This is a genomic window from Vibrio sp. 811, assembly GCF_033339195.1.
The window spans coordinates 29,696-44,107 of sequence record NZ_JAWOUB010000028.1 but is presented as its reverse complement, the minus strand read 5'-3'; the positions used below and the strand labels follow the sequence as shown (position 1 = coordinate 44,107).

The following is a 14,412-nucleotide window of genomic DNA, read 5'->3' as shown; positions in this document are numbered from 1 at the left end:
CTTTGCGGTGGTTTATGTGATTAAGGCGCTGTGCGGTAGCTTTTGTATTGCGTTACTCACACCTTAGCAAGGCGTTAACTGGCGCAGAAAATATGAAAGCGCAATGATACAGTTTCTAGGTTCAGAGATTTAGCGTGTTCGGTCGGTTTCCTTAGCTGAGCTAATGTGACTAATTTCAGTTTGATACTTAAGTTTACTGATGTGAAAGGCGGCACAAAGCCTTCTAATAATATAAGGCATTCGCGATTAGTCCGGCATACTTACATCGCCGAAGTATGGTGTTGTGAGACGCATTTCAAACTAAAGATAAACGGTAATTTTTTGGTTAAATACAAATTTGGGTTAGCTTTGCTAATCATTAATTAGCAAAATGAGCTTTGGCGAAAGTGGCTGAAAGAACGGCGAAAACTGAAAGGCGCTCAGTTAACAAACTGTTCAAGAGGGATTCGCAACGCGTGGCATTTTCACTATGCGTTGGCTTAAGTGATTAAGGTGGTATGCGGCAGCATCGGTATTGCGTTGCTCACCCCTTAACAGGGCGTTATACCTAAGGAAGCAAATGAGCAGTATTTACGAAATTATTCAAAAAGACCCACAATACTATGTTTGGCTTTTTGGGTTGTTCAATGCGGGTTGGATCGTATTCGCATTTCTATTTAAATCATGGCATGAAAGGCAACTCAAAAGGCTAGAGCAAGACTTAAGGTTTGATGCCGAAAGGCGCTTAAAAGTCTTTGACTTGAAAGCCACTGAGTATGCCAACTATGTTGCTAGTTTGGATCAGTTTGGAAAGAAAAATCAAAGTGAAATAATGGGGCGCATGCAACCTATTTTCGATCAATACCTTAATGATTTTATGGCAGCTTCGGCTGAAAACAACCAAGAGAAAACTCGTGAAGTGTTAGTGTGGTTTAGCCAACAAATTTCACTTATCATGCGCGAAGGAGGAGAAGACTTTTTCAAATTAAAGTCAGAGTCTAATAGGTTAAAGCTGATTGCAACCGACGAGATGCTTGGTACTTTTCAACAGTTGGAAGATTTGACTGAATTATCAATGAATACAGCACATGAATTCATGGGTAAATTGACGGAAATAGTCCTACATCAGCAAACTTCAATCCAAGAAGAATATTTGGCGAAACTGAATGATATATCATCAGATATTCAGGTGCAGTCTAAGTTGCTAATGACTCAGATGCGTACGGAAATTCGTGGAATTTAGGTATAACAAACTGTTTAAGAGTGATTCGCAACACGTGACATTTTTGCTATGCGTTGCGTTTTGTGTTTAAGGTGGTTTGCGGAGGCTTTGGTATTACGTGCCTCACACCTTAACAAGGCGTTATAAACACTGGCACGGCTCGAAGTTTAGATACGTTCACACTCAATAATCAACAGCATGCATGAAAATGCACTTTCATTTCAAGGAGGTGTGCATGCCGAAAATTTATGAGTACTTAGGGATTATATTGTTCTTTTATAGTAACGAACATGAGCCAATTCATATTCATGGTAAGTTTCAAGGTAAAGAGTCTAAAGCGGAAATTCACTTGAAAAATGGCCGCATTACAAAAATTGTCGTTAAAGATAAAGGTGCAGGATTAGAGAGCAAAAAGAAGCGTGAGTTTGAAGAGTTTGTAAACTGTTATACCGATGATATTGTAGAAAAGTGGATTGACTATTTTGTTAAGAAAAAGCTTGTAAGTCCAACTACAATTACGAAGAAGGTAAAAAATGTCAGAACTATCAGTGGTTAAAGTTACACATGTTACGGGTCATATTTTAGAAATAGAGTTTAGTGATAATCACGTTTCAATCGTTGATTTTGCTCCATTCATCTTTAGTGTTGGCCATCCTGATTACGATGTATATAAAGACATCTCTCGCTTTTTGCAGTTTGATTTGCTTGATGGAAACTTAAACTGGGACGACTACACAATGATCTTTCCTGTTGAACATCTATACGAAAATAAGCTGTAAATCGAGTTTATAACAAACTGTTTAAGAGTGATTCGCAACGCATAGCATTTTGGCTATGCGTTGGCTTTAGTAGTTAAGGTGTTATGCGGAACCTTCGGTATTGCGTGCCTCACACCTTAACAAGGCGTTAGCAGTCAATGGGTGGATTTAAATATGTATCTATACCACAGAGTACCTGTCAATTTACAAGGCAATATGCTGTTTCCACTCAATGAGTTGAAACAAGTGCATGACAACTTGTATCAGTTTCACGTGAAGAAATATCGAGACAGAGAGGGAGCATTAGAGCGTAGGGTATTACCTCTAGACTCTCTCTGGAATGACGTACTTCATTTAAGTCCGATACATCCTCATAAGATTAAAAAAGCTTTGATAGAACAAGGTCTACAGCTATCGAATTTAGGGCCTATTTTAGATTCGAGGCGTTGAACTTAGGGTTGGACGAATGCAATAGCACTTTCTTTTGGTCAAAAGAGCAAAAGTTTGGTGAGTGGTCTGCTAAAGAAATTGATTACTTCAAGTTTGATGTTGCTCGGCTCAGTGAGATGTCAGACTTGCAGCCAGAAACTGAGCGTTACTATGCGCAACAAATATCTATCGGAGCTAGCCCTCTTCTCTATTTCAGAACACCGCATGTCTTATTTAAAGGGAGTATAAATATAGATGAGAGTGTCGAAATAATTGACTGCTAACAAATTGTTCAAGAGTGATTCGGCACGCGTAGCATTTCTACTATGCGTTGTTTTTAGTGGTTAAGGTGTTATGCGGAGGCTTCGGTATTGCGTGCCTCACACCTTAACGCGGCGTTAGCCCTAAATTAAATAGAGAGGAAAGTGTAATATGCAACAAAGGAAAAAAGCGATAGTTCTCAAAAAGAAAAAGTCTTAGATGGTGACAATAAGACAGAAGCACTCAAAAGAGATGAAATCAGGCGTTCAGCAGCGTTAACTGAACGAGCAACGATGAATGATTCAAAAATAAGGAACAAAGTAACTTTTATTGAAATGGAGTAATAAAAATGAACAAGGATGTAAAGGTTTTTGTAAGCTCAGGATTTAGAGATAGTCTTGATAAAAGTAAACTAGATTTATTGGTCAGTCAGTTCAAAGATTACAAGAAAACGGGTGTTCCCCACGAATCATTTGGTCGAGACATTACTTATGATTTTCCAAGTCAGGTCAAGCAGGCTGGGATGTCCCACATCCATATTAGAGATTCTTCATCCAAACTTCGGCATTTGAAGAAGCTTTCATATCATAAGACCAGTAACACCGCGTTGATCTACTGCGAGGGCTTTTTGAATAAAAATTACTTTTTACTCTTAGGTTTTATTGAAAACGCTCATCAATTATGTAAATTAAAACCACTTTACTTAATGGAATTGGCCGACGTAGCTGAACGCTTTCGTGAAAAGTTTTAGGAGGTAGTATGAGTATTGAGTTGAATTGGGAAAAAGGACTGCCATCATTTGTTGGTATGTATTTTGTTGCGGTAAAACTAGGGCCAGCTGCAGGTGTTTATGATTTTGCTCAGTGGAATGGCTCGGCGTGGGAGTTACAAATAGAGGGTGACATAATTGCTTATGTAGATATTCAAGAATTCAAGAACTCCTTGGATATCAAATGGCCTGAAGATGTAGTTATAGAAAGAGAGCTTCAACAGCTATCAGAAGATGACTCTGAACTTTGGTCAGAATCCTAGGGCTAACAAAGCATTTAAGAGTGATTCCCAACGCTTGGCATTTTCAGTTCAAGGTTGGGTTTCGTGTTTACGGTGATATGGTTTGGTTTCGTGGTAGCGTTGCTCACACCTTAATGCGGCGTTAGCTTTCAAGGAGGAAAATTGAGCGCAAGTGACTATATCAAAGAGGTTCGTTCTAAGATTGGAACCATGCCACTTCTTATCCCCGGCGTTGCGGGTATCATTTTAAATGAAAACAAAGAGCCACTACTTCAGCAAAAATCAGATGGTACATGGAGTCTTCCTGCCGGAATGATTGAACCTCAAGAGTCGCCAGTGGAAGCATTGACCAGGGAAGTGCGCGAGGAAACAGGTTTAGATGTAAAAGTAGATCGCCTACTTGGTGTATTTGGTGGTGAGGGTTTTGGTTTTACATACCCAAATGGTGATCAAGTTGAATACACAGTCATCATGTTCAAATGTGTAGTAGAAAGTTCTTCTCAATCCGTAATCGATGATGAAACGGTAAGCCTTAAATGGTTTTCAAAGGGGAATATGCCAAGGCTTGAGCTTCCTTACCCGTTGTTTGCAGAAAATGATTCAGCGTACTTCGTTGGCTAGAAAGCTAACAAATTGTTCAAGAGTGATTCGGCACGCATGGCATTTTTACTATGCGTTGGTTTTAGTGGTTAAGGCGTTATGCGGCTTTTCATGGCTATTACACACGAGTTTTAACTCCATCGTATATTTAATATCGACAATTAGGTCACTTGTTAGTTCGTAATTAATGTTCAGGTTTTATTTCATCTGGAGTTAATTATGTTTCCGAAAGATTTTTATTTTCAGCCTTAAACCACCTACTTCAGTAGGTGGTTATCATCCGCTTCGGCTTTGCCTGTAAATCTACTCATGCTAAATGCATCTTTGATTTTTCCAGAAGCCAAAGAGGACAAATAACATGAGTAGATACAATCAAGTTTCCTCACCTTAGGAAGAACAGGCTTTGGGGTAATCACTTTTGGCAAAGAGGCTATTTTGTCGATAGTGTTGGAATCAATGAAGAAATAATACGCCGATATGTAAGACATCAAGAGAAGCAAGAGCGAGTAGAGCAGCAGCAATTGGCGCTGGACTAAACAAAGGCCCCCTCTTAGGGGGATCACACAAAGCCACCTTCTTTAGAAGGTGGTAATTTACATCTTACCCGAAGAACTATTTAGGATTGGTAATAAGGAAACTCCCAAGCTATCGCATGTGAGATCTAAGGATGTGGAAACGATGCAGTTAAATGGTACAACGGTAATAATTGCTAATGGAAAGGGGATCAGTGTATTTGACAAGACTGGTATTAACCAATCTAACATGACGGGTTGGGTTTGGAGGTTTCCACCCAACACGCGCCCTCCTCAGGGGCTAAAGCTTGTAAATGATAAGCCACATCATTACGGTATCGCACCTGTCACAAATATGCCTTTAGATAAGTATAAGGGGTTACTGGAAGAGATGGCTTTGAAAGCAACAAGGGTGTTTAAAAAAGAGGGTAAAGTAGTTTGAGACGGATAACTTTAGATTTAGCATCTTCGGATATGAAATTAGTCCTAGAAGGTTTGGAGTCATTGGAAAAGCAATGGGCACATGTTTGTGAGAACTCTGACGATGAGGATGAAATATCAGACTACGGTAACGATCTGATTGAATTGAGGTTGCTCATTAAATCACTACGAAACGATGCTATAAGTGTATTTGGAAATAATGTGGTTAATTTTTCAAGAGACCTTCTCTAAAATAAAGCTAACAAACTGTTTAAGAGTGATTCCCAACGCTTGGCATTTTCAGTTCAAGGTTGGGTTTCGTGTTTACGGTGATATGGTTTGGTTTCGTGGTAGCGTTGCTCACACCTTAATGCGGCGTTATGTAACTTCATGATTAGTCAGTTTCAAAACAATATGATTTCAATTATAAAATTTTCTTCTCTTTTTTACATGAGGTCGAATCAGCGGCACATTATATATCTTAAGATACTTACTAAGGATTGAGGTGAAAATGAAATTGCCAACATGGGAAAATCTTCGTGCCAATTACCCTGCTTTACCAGCTAATGTGGTTTTTAAAAAAATTGGTGGTAAAGTAGGTTCGAAGTACGAACTAGGTATATTTTCAAACGCTTGTGCTATTTGAGTTTCCAAAGCTCTTAATGGTAGCGGCGTAGAACACAAAATTCCTCGTTACAACGCGATTAGTCCGGAAGGAAAAATGAGTCTTCAAGTCTCTTCGGGACAAGATAAATTTTGGTATATTTTTCGAGTCAAAATTCTTATCAAATACCTATCAGAAAAATACTTTAGCCCTGAAGAGCTGACTCCCGAAGAGCACCTAGAGAAAATTAAAGAGCGTAAGGGCATAATTATCTATCAAGTTGACGGATGGAGTGATGCGACAGGGCATGCTGACCTATGGGGTGGGAATAAATGCGTATACCAAGGGTATGCATCAGTCACTCACAAAGTTCTGTTCTGGGAGTGCACATGATCAAGGTTATGACTTTCATACTTTTACTGATGTCATTATCTTTAAAAGCTAATACTGGTCCCCAATCTAATATCGATGAACGACTAATACAATTCGCGAGAGCGAATTGTTTATATCAGTACTTTCAACATAAAAACTATGACTTAGGTGATATTAGAAATATCTCTGCAGGTATAGTGCAAATGAATTCTATATCACCAGACACTTTCGTTGAAGTATCTAGGCTAGTAAAAAAATATGAGCCCGCAATTAATTATAAGAATGAGACGTCTCCTTTACTCGCGAAGTGTTTTACTTTGGAATACGATCCTTTTTTTCTAGAAAATCTGAGCTTGTTAACTCAGGTTGAGTAAAGTTACATAACAAACTATTTAAGAGTGATTCGCAACGTATGGCATTTTTGCTATGCGTTGCGTTTAGTGGTTAAGGTGTTGTGCGGAAGCGTCGGTATTGCGTTGCTCACACCTTAACAGAGCGTTATTGGAATTTAGATTTAGATATTTAACGTTAAAGGAGTAAAAATGAAATAAAAATCAAGATCTAAGGCGAAAAAACAGGAAACTTTCCCCTCTCATTATGTTGCTATAAATAGAGCAAAAAGGAGCTTTGAGCGTGCTAAAGATAGGCAAAGTGAAAGTTTCACTGAATTTGTAGAAGTCAAATAAAAGAGAAACGGTTTAAACATGGAGGTCAAAGTATACGTAACTAGGGTTCTCAGTGAGGAAAGAAAACTTAACAAAGACCTAGATTTATTAATTCATGACTTTAAGCCGTCACAAGCAAGGTCATCAGATATCATATTTTGGTAAAGAAGTCCCATATCATAGACCAGCTCCTGCAGCAGAAGATGTTGGGTTAATGCATATTCATATACTAGATAAAGTTAAAACGCTAAAACTTGGCTATATTAATACAAGTGATAGTGTCTTAATTTATACTGAGGATGCTACATGCATCAATGCTTACTTTATAATCGATTTCTTGGTGGATGGTGCTCATGTGCCGGCGAGAAGACCCGAGTCTATGAGTTGGTTAATTGATAAGGTGGAAGCATTTAGGAATCAGAAATAATGAGTAAAGTTAAGATCAAAGCTACATGGTTTGAGGGTACAGAGCCTAGCGAAATTGGTGTCTACTTAGTTGCAATAAGACATCTTAGTGGTTTTGGCTCGTATGACTACTTATACTGGGATGGTAAATGTTGGTTGAATAAAACGACTTCTGATATTGTCGGCTGGTCGCCAATATCTGACATGCTGACACAACTAGATGCTGGTTGGCCTACTGGTGACTTAGAAACAGATATAGAGTTTGAAAAATACAAGAAACAACATGGTGGTAAGTGTGATGATGATTTCATCGAAGTAGAGTAGCCCATAATAAATTCAAATAACAAAGCATTTAAGAGTGATTCCCAACGCATGGCATTTTTCACTCCATCGTTGGGTTTTGTCTTTATGGTGGTCTGGTTAAGTTTCGTGGTAGCGTTGCTCACACCTTAATGCGGCGTTAGTTTACATGGATAAACTCTCACCCTAATTATGCTTCTAAGGTGAAAATCGTGTTATTTCAGATGATTCTGGGGTAGCTGTGATTGACCTAATACAGCAACAACTAAGATAAAGTTATCTTCTTTGGTGAAACAAGCTGTGTGTTTTCCTATCGGGAAATAAAAGCCATTTGGGTACATCTCGTCACAACTTCTTCCTAAATCTGGATTATCAGCTAGCATCTGAAACCCTGATAGCAGAGTATCTTTACTGTTTTTGCTGATTTTTACTGGCTCGCGTTGTGCGCTTAGAAGTAGTTCGCCGAAATTTTGTTTGGCATCATTGGCTGTTAATGTATGCATGGCCAGTTCCCAATTGAGTGTACAGTTAGATCATAATGTATCGCATGAAATGTTCAATTTAATTAAATCGCGTGATTCGTGCGAAATGTAAACTAACAAACTGTCTAATATTGATTCTCAACTCGTGGCATTAACTGGGCGTTGAGCTCAGTGATTAAATCGGTATGCGGCGGCTTTTGTATTGCGTTGCTCAACTCCAAAAGGTCATTAATACTCAAAGGTCAAATATGGATATTTACCCAGAAATCGAGTTATCTAAAGCGCAGCATAATGCAATTGAAGCTCTTAGAAACAAGTCGTTTCCTGAACACCAAGTTACTCGCTCTTACTATAAGCAACTCCCGCATATGAGAGTTCTGAATTACGAAGGTGATCAGTTAGTTGGTTACATGGGATTAGACTACAGAGTTGTTCGCGTTGGTGATGAAATTTATAAAGTATTAGGTGTGAGTGACTTTTGCGTCGAGAGCACAGTTCAAAGACAAGGTATTGGCACAACAATGTTGTCTCAACTCAGCGAGTATGCGTCCACTAAAGATGTCGACTTCATCATTTTAGTCTCCGATTTGGAGCGTTTTTATCTGGCTAATGGTTATCAGCGCCTTAACTCTCTAAGTTCTTGGTTGCGAGTTCACGAACATAAAAATTACGGTGTTGCTGTAGAGCAACTAGATGATTTATATGTTAAACCTATCAGCGGCAAAACTTGGGCTTTTGGTCATATAGATTGGTTAGGGTATATGTATTAGTCTGTAGTGGGCTAATAATTGGTTCACAACAAGAGTGGTTACACATGGCATTTTCACTATGAGTTGATTTAAGTGATGTGGGGCAGTTTTGTATTGTGATACTCACTCCTTAATAATGTGCTGCAACTCTTAGGAAGCAAAAGGTTTAATTTATGAAATGTAGAGTACTAGTAACCAGCATAAGTATTGCTCTTTGTAGTGTAGGAGAGGCCGCGAATCCACTAAGTATTCAAAGCGATGAGCAACTGTTTAAAAACTTCGCTCTCTCATCTTGCATTGCGACTAATTACAAAGGATCAGCTGTTGCGAAAGATGCGATAACGGCGATGCAAGGCTACAGAGAGTTTTCCGAGCTTCCTTTGGAGTCATTCTTTGGGGTTAGCGAGCTATTGGAAAAATATGATATGGCTATTTACAAATCAAAAAATGGTAACGTGATCAAATTGGCCTACTGTATAGACTTTTCTAATTCAGACGATGTTCATAAGCTATATATTAATGCGAAATCAGAGTTATAACAAACTGCTCAAAGTTGATTCGCAACGTGTGGTATTTTTACGGCGCAATACGTTGAGTGATTAAGATGATTTTTAGTGGCTTCTGTATTGAATTACTCATCTCTTAGCGGGGCATTATGCGGTGATGTAAATATGAAGATATTTTTAATAGTAGCAACACTCGTTCAGTTCACTCTCCTGAGTTTCTCGAAATACTATTGCTCAATTGCAAATGAGGTGCTTAGAAAGGCGGTGGAAACTAAAGAGAGTAATTTTCTATCTTTCCTTGATAAGTATGATTATTACAATGACTTAGATAATTATCTAGGCTTAGCGTCCGCTACAGTGTGGGTTATGGTCGTGCTCGTGATAAAGTTGAAAAATGTATCAAGCACCGACATGGCTCATATGGCTGTTTGTTTGCCGTTATTTTTTCATATGATTTTGATGTCGATGTAGCTTCAATAGTTGTGGTTGGGTGATTAGGTACAACAAACTACTCAGGCTAGCGTGCCATACGTGGCATTTCCAATTAGCGTTTCTTATACCTTACGGGAGCGCTTTCCCACAAGGAGCAATATGTGATTGTAGTAGCAAGGTTTTCTTTTCCTCATGAAGCTCATATTGCGAGAGCAAGCCTAGATAGTGTCGGAATAGAAAGTTACATCGCTGACGAGCACACGGTAAATACTCAGTGGCTTTATTCAAATGCAATAGGCGGCGTCCGTCTGATGGTGGCCGAAAGTGATGCAGAAGATGCGAAACAAATACTTAGTAGCGATTTCTCAGAATCATTGGGAAATGAAGTTGACGTTGATGAAGAAAAAGACGTTTGCCCTAAATGTGGTAGTAAAGATCTATTTGCATTTACAAAAGGTAAACGCCCAGCTTTCTTAGTTTTTATTTTACTGGATTTTCCACTGTTTTTTTACAAGCATGGTTATAAGTGTAAGCAGTGTGGGGAGTTTAGTGAAAAACTTTAAATCTTTAGATAACAAGGCATTAAAGAGATAATTTGTACTCGTAATATTTTTACGATGAGTTAGGTCTAGTGCCTATACAAGAAGTCAGAGTTACTGCTTGCTTACAAGCAAAGCATTATACGATAGTGAAGGAATAACATTGAATGAGTGAAATTAAAACAATAGAGCAGTTAAAAGAAATTTACGCAGAGCCAAGTGCGAGAGCTAAAAATAAAGCTCTGCCTGTGCTGGATGTTCATGCGATTACATTAATTAATAACTGCCATTTTGCAGTTCTAAGTACCGCTGATTCACAAGGGTACATCGATCTTTCTCCTAAAGGAGGGGAGCCTGGCTTCGTAAAAGTTTTAGATGAATCAACATTGTTGCTCCCTGATAGCTCGGGGAACAATCGTATCGATAGTCTAAAAAATATCATTAGTAACCCCAAGGTAGGGTTGTTATTGATGGTAAATGGTATTGATGAAGTGCTCCGTATTAAAGGAATCGCAAGTATTCACACCGACGCCAACTTGATATCTGCTTGCCCCGATGGAAGTAAAGATCCTAAGGTTGTTATCAAAATAGTCATAGAGAGTATGTATTTTCATTGTGCGAAAGCGGTGATGAGAGGGAAACTTTGGTCTGATGACTATAAAGTAAATCGCTCAATTCTCCCTTCATTAGCTCAAATCTTTAAAGATCAACAAAAGTTAGAAAGTAAAGCGCTTAATCAAGAAGAGATGTTGAAATATTACCAATCTAGCCTTTAGAACAAGCGTGGTAATATATTGAAAAGATAGAAAAATCAGGTTCGACCTTGCTTTACGGAAGTATGGATTAGGTTTAGTGGGGATGTTACTGTCTCAATAGCGTTAGTTCACAAATAAACAATTGTTAGTCCAAATTTTAAAATGAAAAATGCAGGAAAATTTACTCTAGAAAATTACGTTTTGGCTAGTCCGGGAGTTAGGTGTGTTGGACAAATGATTGATCTTTTTGTCAGTTTTAGCATTTTTACTCTCGTTTTATGGGTCGGCTTAGAAATCGGTATTGAAAAAGAGCTTGTGCGCGCTACAGCAGTAACTGCGACTGTATCGTATTACCTTTTTTCTGATTGTTTACCAAATGGTCAAAGTGTGGGTAAAAAACTTTTGGGCATTGCAGTTATAAGTGCAAGAACGGGTAAAAAGTGCAATATTTTTCAGTCGCTCTTTCGAAATGTTATTACTCCATTCTTAGGTTTTATTGACTCAATTTTCATTCTTGGTAAAAAGAGGCAACGGCTCGGTGATAAGTTAGTGAGAACGGTGGTGGTAGTGCACTAGTTTGTTGAAAAAATTGATAGCGCTGAGGACTTGCGTTCAAGTCGGGCTTTGTTTTCGTGGTGGAGCAGCCTTGCTTAGGTGGTAGCGTTACTCACATACTTAATGTAGCGTTGTAAGAAAATTGGTATTGGAGTCCAAGTTTTATGTCAGAAAAAGAGAAAATGTTAGCAGGTGAGCTTTATGACCCAAGTGATGAAGAGTTATTAAAGTTAAGGTTGAGCGCTAGGTTACTAACTGAAAAATTGAATGCTACCTCTGTTGAGCATAAACAAAAGCGAGTTGAAATAACTAAGCACTTGTTCGGCACAACAGGTGACGATATTCATGTTGAATCTTCTTTCAATTGCGACTACGGATCCAACATTCACGTTGGAGATAATTTTTACGCTAATTTTGGTTGTGTGATTTTGGATGTTGCGGAAGTTAAGTTTGGTGATAACTGTTTACTTGGGCCTCAAGTTGGCATTTATACTGCGACTCATCCCTTAGATCCTATCGAGAGGAACAGTGGTTTAGAGCTAGCAAAGCCCATAAACATTGGTGACAATTGTTGGATAGGTGGCCATGCCGTAATCAACCCTGGCGTAACACTTGGGAACAACGTGGTGGTAGCCTCTGGCGCAGTCATTACGAAGAGTTTTGGAGACAATGTCGTTGTTGGTGGCAACCCAGCCAGAGTACTGAAGGAAATCGTCACTAAGCGATAATAAAGTATATGGACTATTTTGAGCCTGAGTTTAGGACTTATGATCAACTCACTCCAAGCTTTGATGCGTTCAGCGGTTACTTGTTGACGCACTTGAATGTCTAACATTTGCTTCAATATAGAATCGTTACACGTGGCGCTTTTGCCGTGCGTTGAGCTTGTTTAAAAGTCTCATACGAAATCATTTGTATTACGTGTCTCACACTTTTATTGGATTTTCGTCACCAATAACAAACCAAAAGGCTGACCCCAAAATGTTAGTAACAAAGATTGAAACGGAACGATTAATTCTAAGAGAGCTAGTTGAAGATGATGCAAGCGAATTGTTTGACATCTTCTCAGACCATGAGGTCATGAAATATTGGAACTCTGGCCCTTGGGTTTCAATTGAAGAAGCGCGGACATTTATAGCCAAGAGTACACAGGCCATGAATAGCAATACAGAAGTGACACTAGGCATCTTCCTAAAGAGCAATGGCCAACTTCTGGGTAAGATAATGCTGTTTAATCACGTGAAAGAGTCTAGGCGCGCAGAAATTGGCTTTGGCGTTAGTCGTCATTTCTGGGGTAAAGGCATTGTATTAGAGGCGGGAACTGCATTAATCGAACACGCATTCAAAACACTGAATCTACGTCGAATCGAGGCTGAGATAGATCCAGACAATACTTCTTCAGGTAAAGTCTTGGAACGGTTAGGTTTTATAAAGGAAGGTTTCCTAAGGCAGCGTTGGGAAGTGAATGGAGTAGTCTCAGATTCCGCAATTTACGGGTTGTTAGCTAAACCCCTAGACAGCGTTTAGTATCCGGCCTTAAACGCATCTAATAGGTCTAGCCTGCTCGTGCTCTATACACAGCCTTACATTTGACGGTGAGGTTTCTTGAATTGACTTGGTGGTCACTGAATGTACTATCAAAGATAGGACTTACTGCAAGGATAGCAGCATGAGCGAGAAATTATTTTGGGTTAATCCCTACCAAACAGAACTTAACTCAAGAGTGAGCAATGTAGACGGAAATAAGGTTGAATTGGACCAGACTATCTTCTTTGCAGAGTCTGGAGGCCAAGATAGTGATAAAGGAACGATTAATGGTATTCCGGTTTTGATTGCTCAAAAGTTAGGTGTTCGACTTATTTACACATTGGAATCCTCTCCAAATTTTGCTCTTGGTGACATTGTAACTACGAATATTGATTGGAAGCGTAGATACGCCTTAATAAAGCTACACTTTGCGGCTGAAGTGGTGCTCGAGATGTTTTATCAGCGTCGGGAAGGCATTGTTAAGATAGGCGCGCATATTTCTGAAAATAAGAGTCGCATAGATTTCGAGTGGTCTGAAAGTATTGGCCCGCTATTGAAAGAAATTGAAACTGATGTGCAAGATTTGATTAACTCTGATTCAGTTATTATTAGTGACTTTTCCGATCAAGAGAGTGAAAGAAGGTATTGGAGAGTGGATGGGTTTGCGCAAGTGCCTTGCGGTGGCACTCACTTAAAGCGCACATCAGAAGTCGGCCAAATTCAATTAAAACGCAAGAACATCGGTAAAGGCAAAGAAAGGGTAGAGATAACCTTATGCTCGTAAGTCGATAGGGCATTAGAAATAGATTCCTAACACGTGGCATTTAATTCATGGTGAGATTCACATTTGCGATATGATGGTTGAGATTGAGGGCGTGTTGGCTACTTCTTAACGAAACGCTACACGATAGGGGCGGGAGGATGATATGTCGAAAGTTACATTGAAAGGCTTTATTTTAGTTCCGGAAAAGGATCTAGAATTAGTAAAACATGCGTTAATAACTCACAAAAGGCTCACGTTAGAAGAGCCGGGCTGCCTTAGTTTTCTTGTGACTCAAAGCTCGACTAATCCGTTTCGTTTTGATGTCTATGAGGAGTTCGTCGACAAAGCCTCTTTTAAACAACATCAGGAAAGAGTTCAAGCCTCACATTGGGGAAAAGTAACAGCCAATGTTAAACGGCAATACGAAATCTTTGAATGTGTGCATGACTAATCGAATCGGAGTGATTTAGAGCGTTTACACTTTGCTTTTCATGTTGCTCTACGCTCTACTATGTTGCTTTATTCAGCTATTCACCTGGCTTAGTGCTCTTAATACTTTGCCGTAT

General features: G+C 39.1%; 18 protein-coding genes and 4 pseudogenes. 20 read left to right on the top strand and 2 right to left on the bottom strand.

All coding sequences use genetic code 11. The features are described from left to right. The first annotated feature begins 559 nt into the window (after window positions 1-559). From R7Q46_RS23100 to R7Q46_RS23050, 11 genes and pseudogenes are all read left to right on the top strand, one after another. Window positions 560-1,222, top strand: coding sequence for a hypothetical protein (locus tag R7Q46_RS23100; protein ID WP_151514859.1), 663 nt, complete (start codon window positions 560-562; stop codon window positions 1,220-1,222). 214 nt (window positions 1,223-1,436) lie between these two features. Continuing rightward, window positions 1,437-1,757: a DUF4160 domain-containing protein gene (locus R7Q46_RS23095; RefSeq protein ID WP_318077812.1), complete on the top strand. Its 321-nt coding sequence runs from the start codon at window positions 1,437-1,439 to the stop codon at window positions 1,755-1,757. Beyond that, the gene (locus tag R7Q46_RS23090; protein ID WP_029823389.1) at window positions 1,735-1,980 is read left to right on the top strand and encodes a DUF2442 domain-containing protein; all 246 of its coding nucleotides are present in this window, start codon (window positions 1,735-1,737) and stop codon (window positions 1,978-1,980) included. The genes R7Q46_RS23095 and R7Q46_RS23090 overlap by 23 nt, the downstream gene beginning before the upstream one ends. A 1,018-nt stretch (window positions 1,981-2,998) precedes the next feature. Beyond that, a complete protein-coding gene (locus R7Q46_RS23085; protein ID WP_151514855.1) occupies window positions 2,999-3,400 on the top strand; it encodes a type II toxin-antitoxin system YafO family toxin in 402 nt (133 codons plus the stop codon). An 8-nt stretch (window positions 3,401-3,408) separates the two neighbouring features. Then, a complete protein-coding gene (locus R7Q46_RS23080; RefSeq protein WP_025441781.1) occupies window positions 3,409-3,681 on the top strand; it encodes a hypothetical protein in 273 nt (90 codons plus the stop codon). Between the two features lie 141 nt (window positions 3,682-3,822). After that, entirely contained in the window at window positions 3,823-4,281 is a 459-nt protein-coding gene (locus R7Q46_RS23075; protein WP_151514854.1) for an NUDIX domain-containing protein, read from the top strand. 353 nt (window positions 4,282-4,634) lie between these two features. Then, window positions 4,635-4,796 (top strand): annotated as a pseudogene (locus R7Q46_RS23070) (transposase); the annotation flags it as partial. 142 nt (window positions 4,797-4,938) lie between these two features. Further along, on the top strand, window positions 4,939-5,214 hold the full coding sequence (locus R7Q46_RS23065; protein ID WP_198556807.1) for a hypothetical protein: 276 nt from the start codon (window positions 4,939-4,941) through the stop codon (window positions 5,212-5,214). A gap of 636 nt (window positions 5,215-5,850) precedes the next feature. Continuing rightward, window positions 5,851-6,189: pseudogene (locus tag R7Q46_RS23060) on the top strand (T6SS effector amidase Tae4 family protein); the annotation flags it as partial. A gap of 759 nt (window positions 6,190-6,948) precedes the next feature. After that, entirely contained in the window at window positions 6,949-7,260 is a 312-nt protein-coding gene (locus tag R7Q46_RS23055; RefSeq protein ID WP_198556806.1) for a type II toxin-antitoxin system YafO family toxin, read from the top strand. Then, window positions 7,260-7,562 (top strand): hypothetical protein, encoded by a 303-nt coding sequence (locus R7Q46_RS23050; protein ID WP_033907473.1) that lies wholly within the window; start codon window positions 7,260-7,262, stop codon window positions 7,560-7,562. Before R7Q46_RS23055 ends, R7Q46_RS23050 begins: the two co-directional genes overlap by 1 nt. Before the next feature lie 191 nt (window positions 7,563-7,753). Here the strand turns inward: R7Q46_RS23050 and R7Q46_RS23045 are convergent. Next, window positions 7,754-7,948, bottom strand: a pseudogene (locus tag R7Q46_RS23045) (type II toxin-antitoxin system RelE/ParE family toxin); the annotation flags it as partial. Beyond that, window positions 7,934-8,041, bottom strand: a pseudogene (locus tag R7Q46_RS23040) (type II toxin-antitoxin system Phd/YefM family antitoxin); the annotation flags it as partial. The pseudogenes R7Q46_RS23040 and R7Q46_RS23045, both read right to left, overlap by 15 nt. Before the next feature lie 227 nt (window positions 8,042-8,268). On the opposite strand from R7Q46_RS23040, the gene R7Q46_RS23035 reads away from it, so the two are divergent. The 9 genes from R7Q46_RS23035 to R7Q46_RS22995 all read left to right on the top strand — a co-directional run bounded on the left by R7Q46_RS23035 (window position 8,269) and on the right by R7Q46_RS22995 (window position 14,297). After that, entirely contained in the window at window positions 8,269-8,790 is a 522-nt protein-coding gene (locus R7Q46_RS23035; protein WP_137282083.1) for a GNAT family N-acetyltransferase, read from the top strand. Window positions 8,791-8,942: 152 nt separating this feature from the next. After that, a complete protein-coding gene (locus tag R7Q46_RS23030; RefSeq protein WP_053306977.1) occupies window positions 8,943-9,308 on the top strand; it encodes a T6SS amidase immunity protein Tai4 family protein in 366 nt (121 codons plus the stop codon). A gap of 560 nt (window positions 9,309-9,868) precedes the next feature. Next, window positions 9,869-10,270 (top strand): DUF2007 domain-containing protein, encoded by a 402-nt coding sequence (locus R7Q46_RS23025; RefSeq protein ID WP_151514849.1) that lies wholly within the window; start codon window positions 9,869-9,871, stop codon window positions 10,268-10,270. A gap of 143 nt (window positions 10,271-10,413) precedes the next feature. After that, on the top strand, window positions 10,414-11,022 hold the full coding sequence (locus R7Q46_RS23020; RefSeq protein WP_005389306.1) for a pyridoxamine 5'-phosphate oxidase family protein: 609 nt from the start codon (window positions 10,414-10,416) through the stop codon (window positions 11,020-11,022). A 141-nt stretch (window positions 11,023-11,163) separates the two neighbouring features. Beyond that, window positions 11,164-11,577, top strand: coding sequence for an RDD family protein (locus R7Q46_RS23015; protein ID WP_130546149.1), 414 nt, complete (start codon window positions 11,164-11,166; stop codon window positions 11,575-11,577). 143 nt (window positions 11,578-11,720) lie between these two features. Then, on the top strand, window positions 11,721-12,284 hold the full coding sequence (locus tag R7Q46_RS23010; RefSeq protein ID WP_213872156.1) for a sugar O-acetyltransferase: 564 nt from the start codon (window positions 11,721-11,723) through the stop codon (window positions 12,282-12,284). A gap of 253 nt (window positions 12,285-12,537) precedes the next feature. After that, a complete protein-coding gene (locus tag R7Q46_RS23005; protein ID WP_053304370.1) occupies window positions 12,538-13,083 on the top strand; it encodes a GNAT family N-acetyltransferase in 546 nt (181 codons plus the stop codon). Window positions 13,084-13,225: 142 nt separating this feature from the next. Continuing rightward, window positions 13,226-13,867: an alanine--tRNA ligase-related protein gene (locus R7Q46_RS23000; RefSeq protein WP_213872155.1), complete on the top strand. Its 642-nt coding sequence runs from the start codon at window positions 13,226-13,228 to the stop codon at window positions 13,865-13,867. Window positions 13,868-14,009: 142 nt separating this feature from the next. Next, window positions 14,010-14,297 carry a putative quinol monooxygenase gene (locus tag R7Q46_RS22995; protein ID WP_053306982.1) on the top strand — a complete coding sequence of 96 codons (288 nt, stop codon included), beginning with the start codon at window positions 14,010-14,012 and terminating at the stop codon, window positions 14,295-14,297. The last annotated feature ends 115 nt before the right edge of the window (window positions 14,298-14,412 follow it).

Coding starts and splice junctions, on each gene's coding strand:
- R7Q46_RS23020 (WP_005389306.1), top strand. CDS start 10,414: ATGAGTGAAATTAAAACAATAGAGCAGTTAAAAGAAATTTACGCAGAG.
- R7Q46_RS22995 (WP_053306982.1), top strand. CDS start 14,010: ATGTCGAAAGTTACATTGAAAGGCTTTATTTTAGTTCCGGAAAAGGAT.
- R7Q46_RS23050 (WP_033907473.1), top strand. CDS start 7,260: ATGAGTAAAGTTAAGATCAAAGCTACATGGTTTGAGGGTACAGAGCCT.
- R7Q46_RS23010 (WP_213872156.1), top strand. CDS start 11,721: ATGTCAGAAAAAGAGAAAATGTTAGCAGGTGAGCTTTATGACCCAAGT.
- R7Q46_RS23080 (WP_025441781.1), top strand. CDS start 3,409: ATGAGTATTGAGTTGAATTGGGAAAAAGGACTGCCATCATTTGTTGGT.
- R7Q46_RS23065 (WP_198556807.1), top strand. CDS start 4,939: ATGCAGTTAAATGGTACAACGGTAATAATTGCTAATGGAAAGGGGATC.
- R7Q46_RS23000 (WP_213872155.1), top strand. CDS start 13,226: ATGAGCGAGAAATTATTTTGGGTTAATCCCTACCAAACAGAACTTAAC.
- R7Q46_RS23100 (WP_151514859.1), top strand. CDS start 560: ATGAGCAGTATTTACGAAATTATTCAAAAAGACCCACAATACTATGTT.
- R7Q46_RS23030 (WP_053306977.1), top strand. CDS start 8,943: ATGAAATGTAGAGTACTAGTAACCAGCATAAGTATTGCTCTTTGTAGT.
- R7Q46_RS23095 (WP_318077812.1), top strand. CDS start 1,437: ATGCCGAAAATTTATGAGTACTTAGGGATTATATTGTTCTTTTATAGT.
- R7Q46_RS23015 (WP_130546149.1), top strand. CDS start 11,164: ATGAAAAATGCAGGAAAATTTACTCTAGAAAATTACGTTTTGGCTAGT.
- R7Q46_RS23005 (WP_053304370.1), top strand. CDS start 12,538: ATGTTAGTAACAAAGATTGAAACGGAACGATTAATTCTAAGAGAGCTA.
- R7Q46_RS23085 (WP_151514855.1), top strand. CDS start 2,999: ATGAACAAGGATGTAAAGGTTTTTGTAAGCTCAGGATTTAGAGATAGT.
- R7Q46_RS23090 (WP_029823389.1), top strand. CDS start 1,735: ATGTCAGAACTATCAGTGGTTAAAGTTACACATGTTACGGGTCATATT.
- R7Q46_RS23035 (WP_137282083.1), top strand. CDS start 8,269: ATGGATATTTACCCAGAAATCGAGTTATCTAAAGCGCAGCATAATGCA.
- R7Q46_RS23055 (WP_198556806.1), top strand. CDS start 6,949: ATGACTTTAAGCCGTCACAAGCAAGGTCATCAGATATCATATTTTGGT.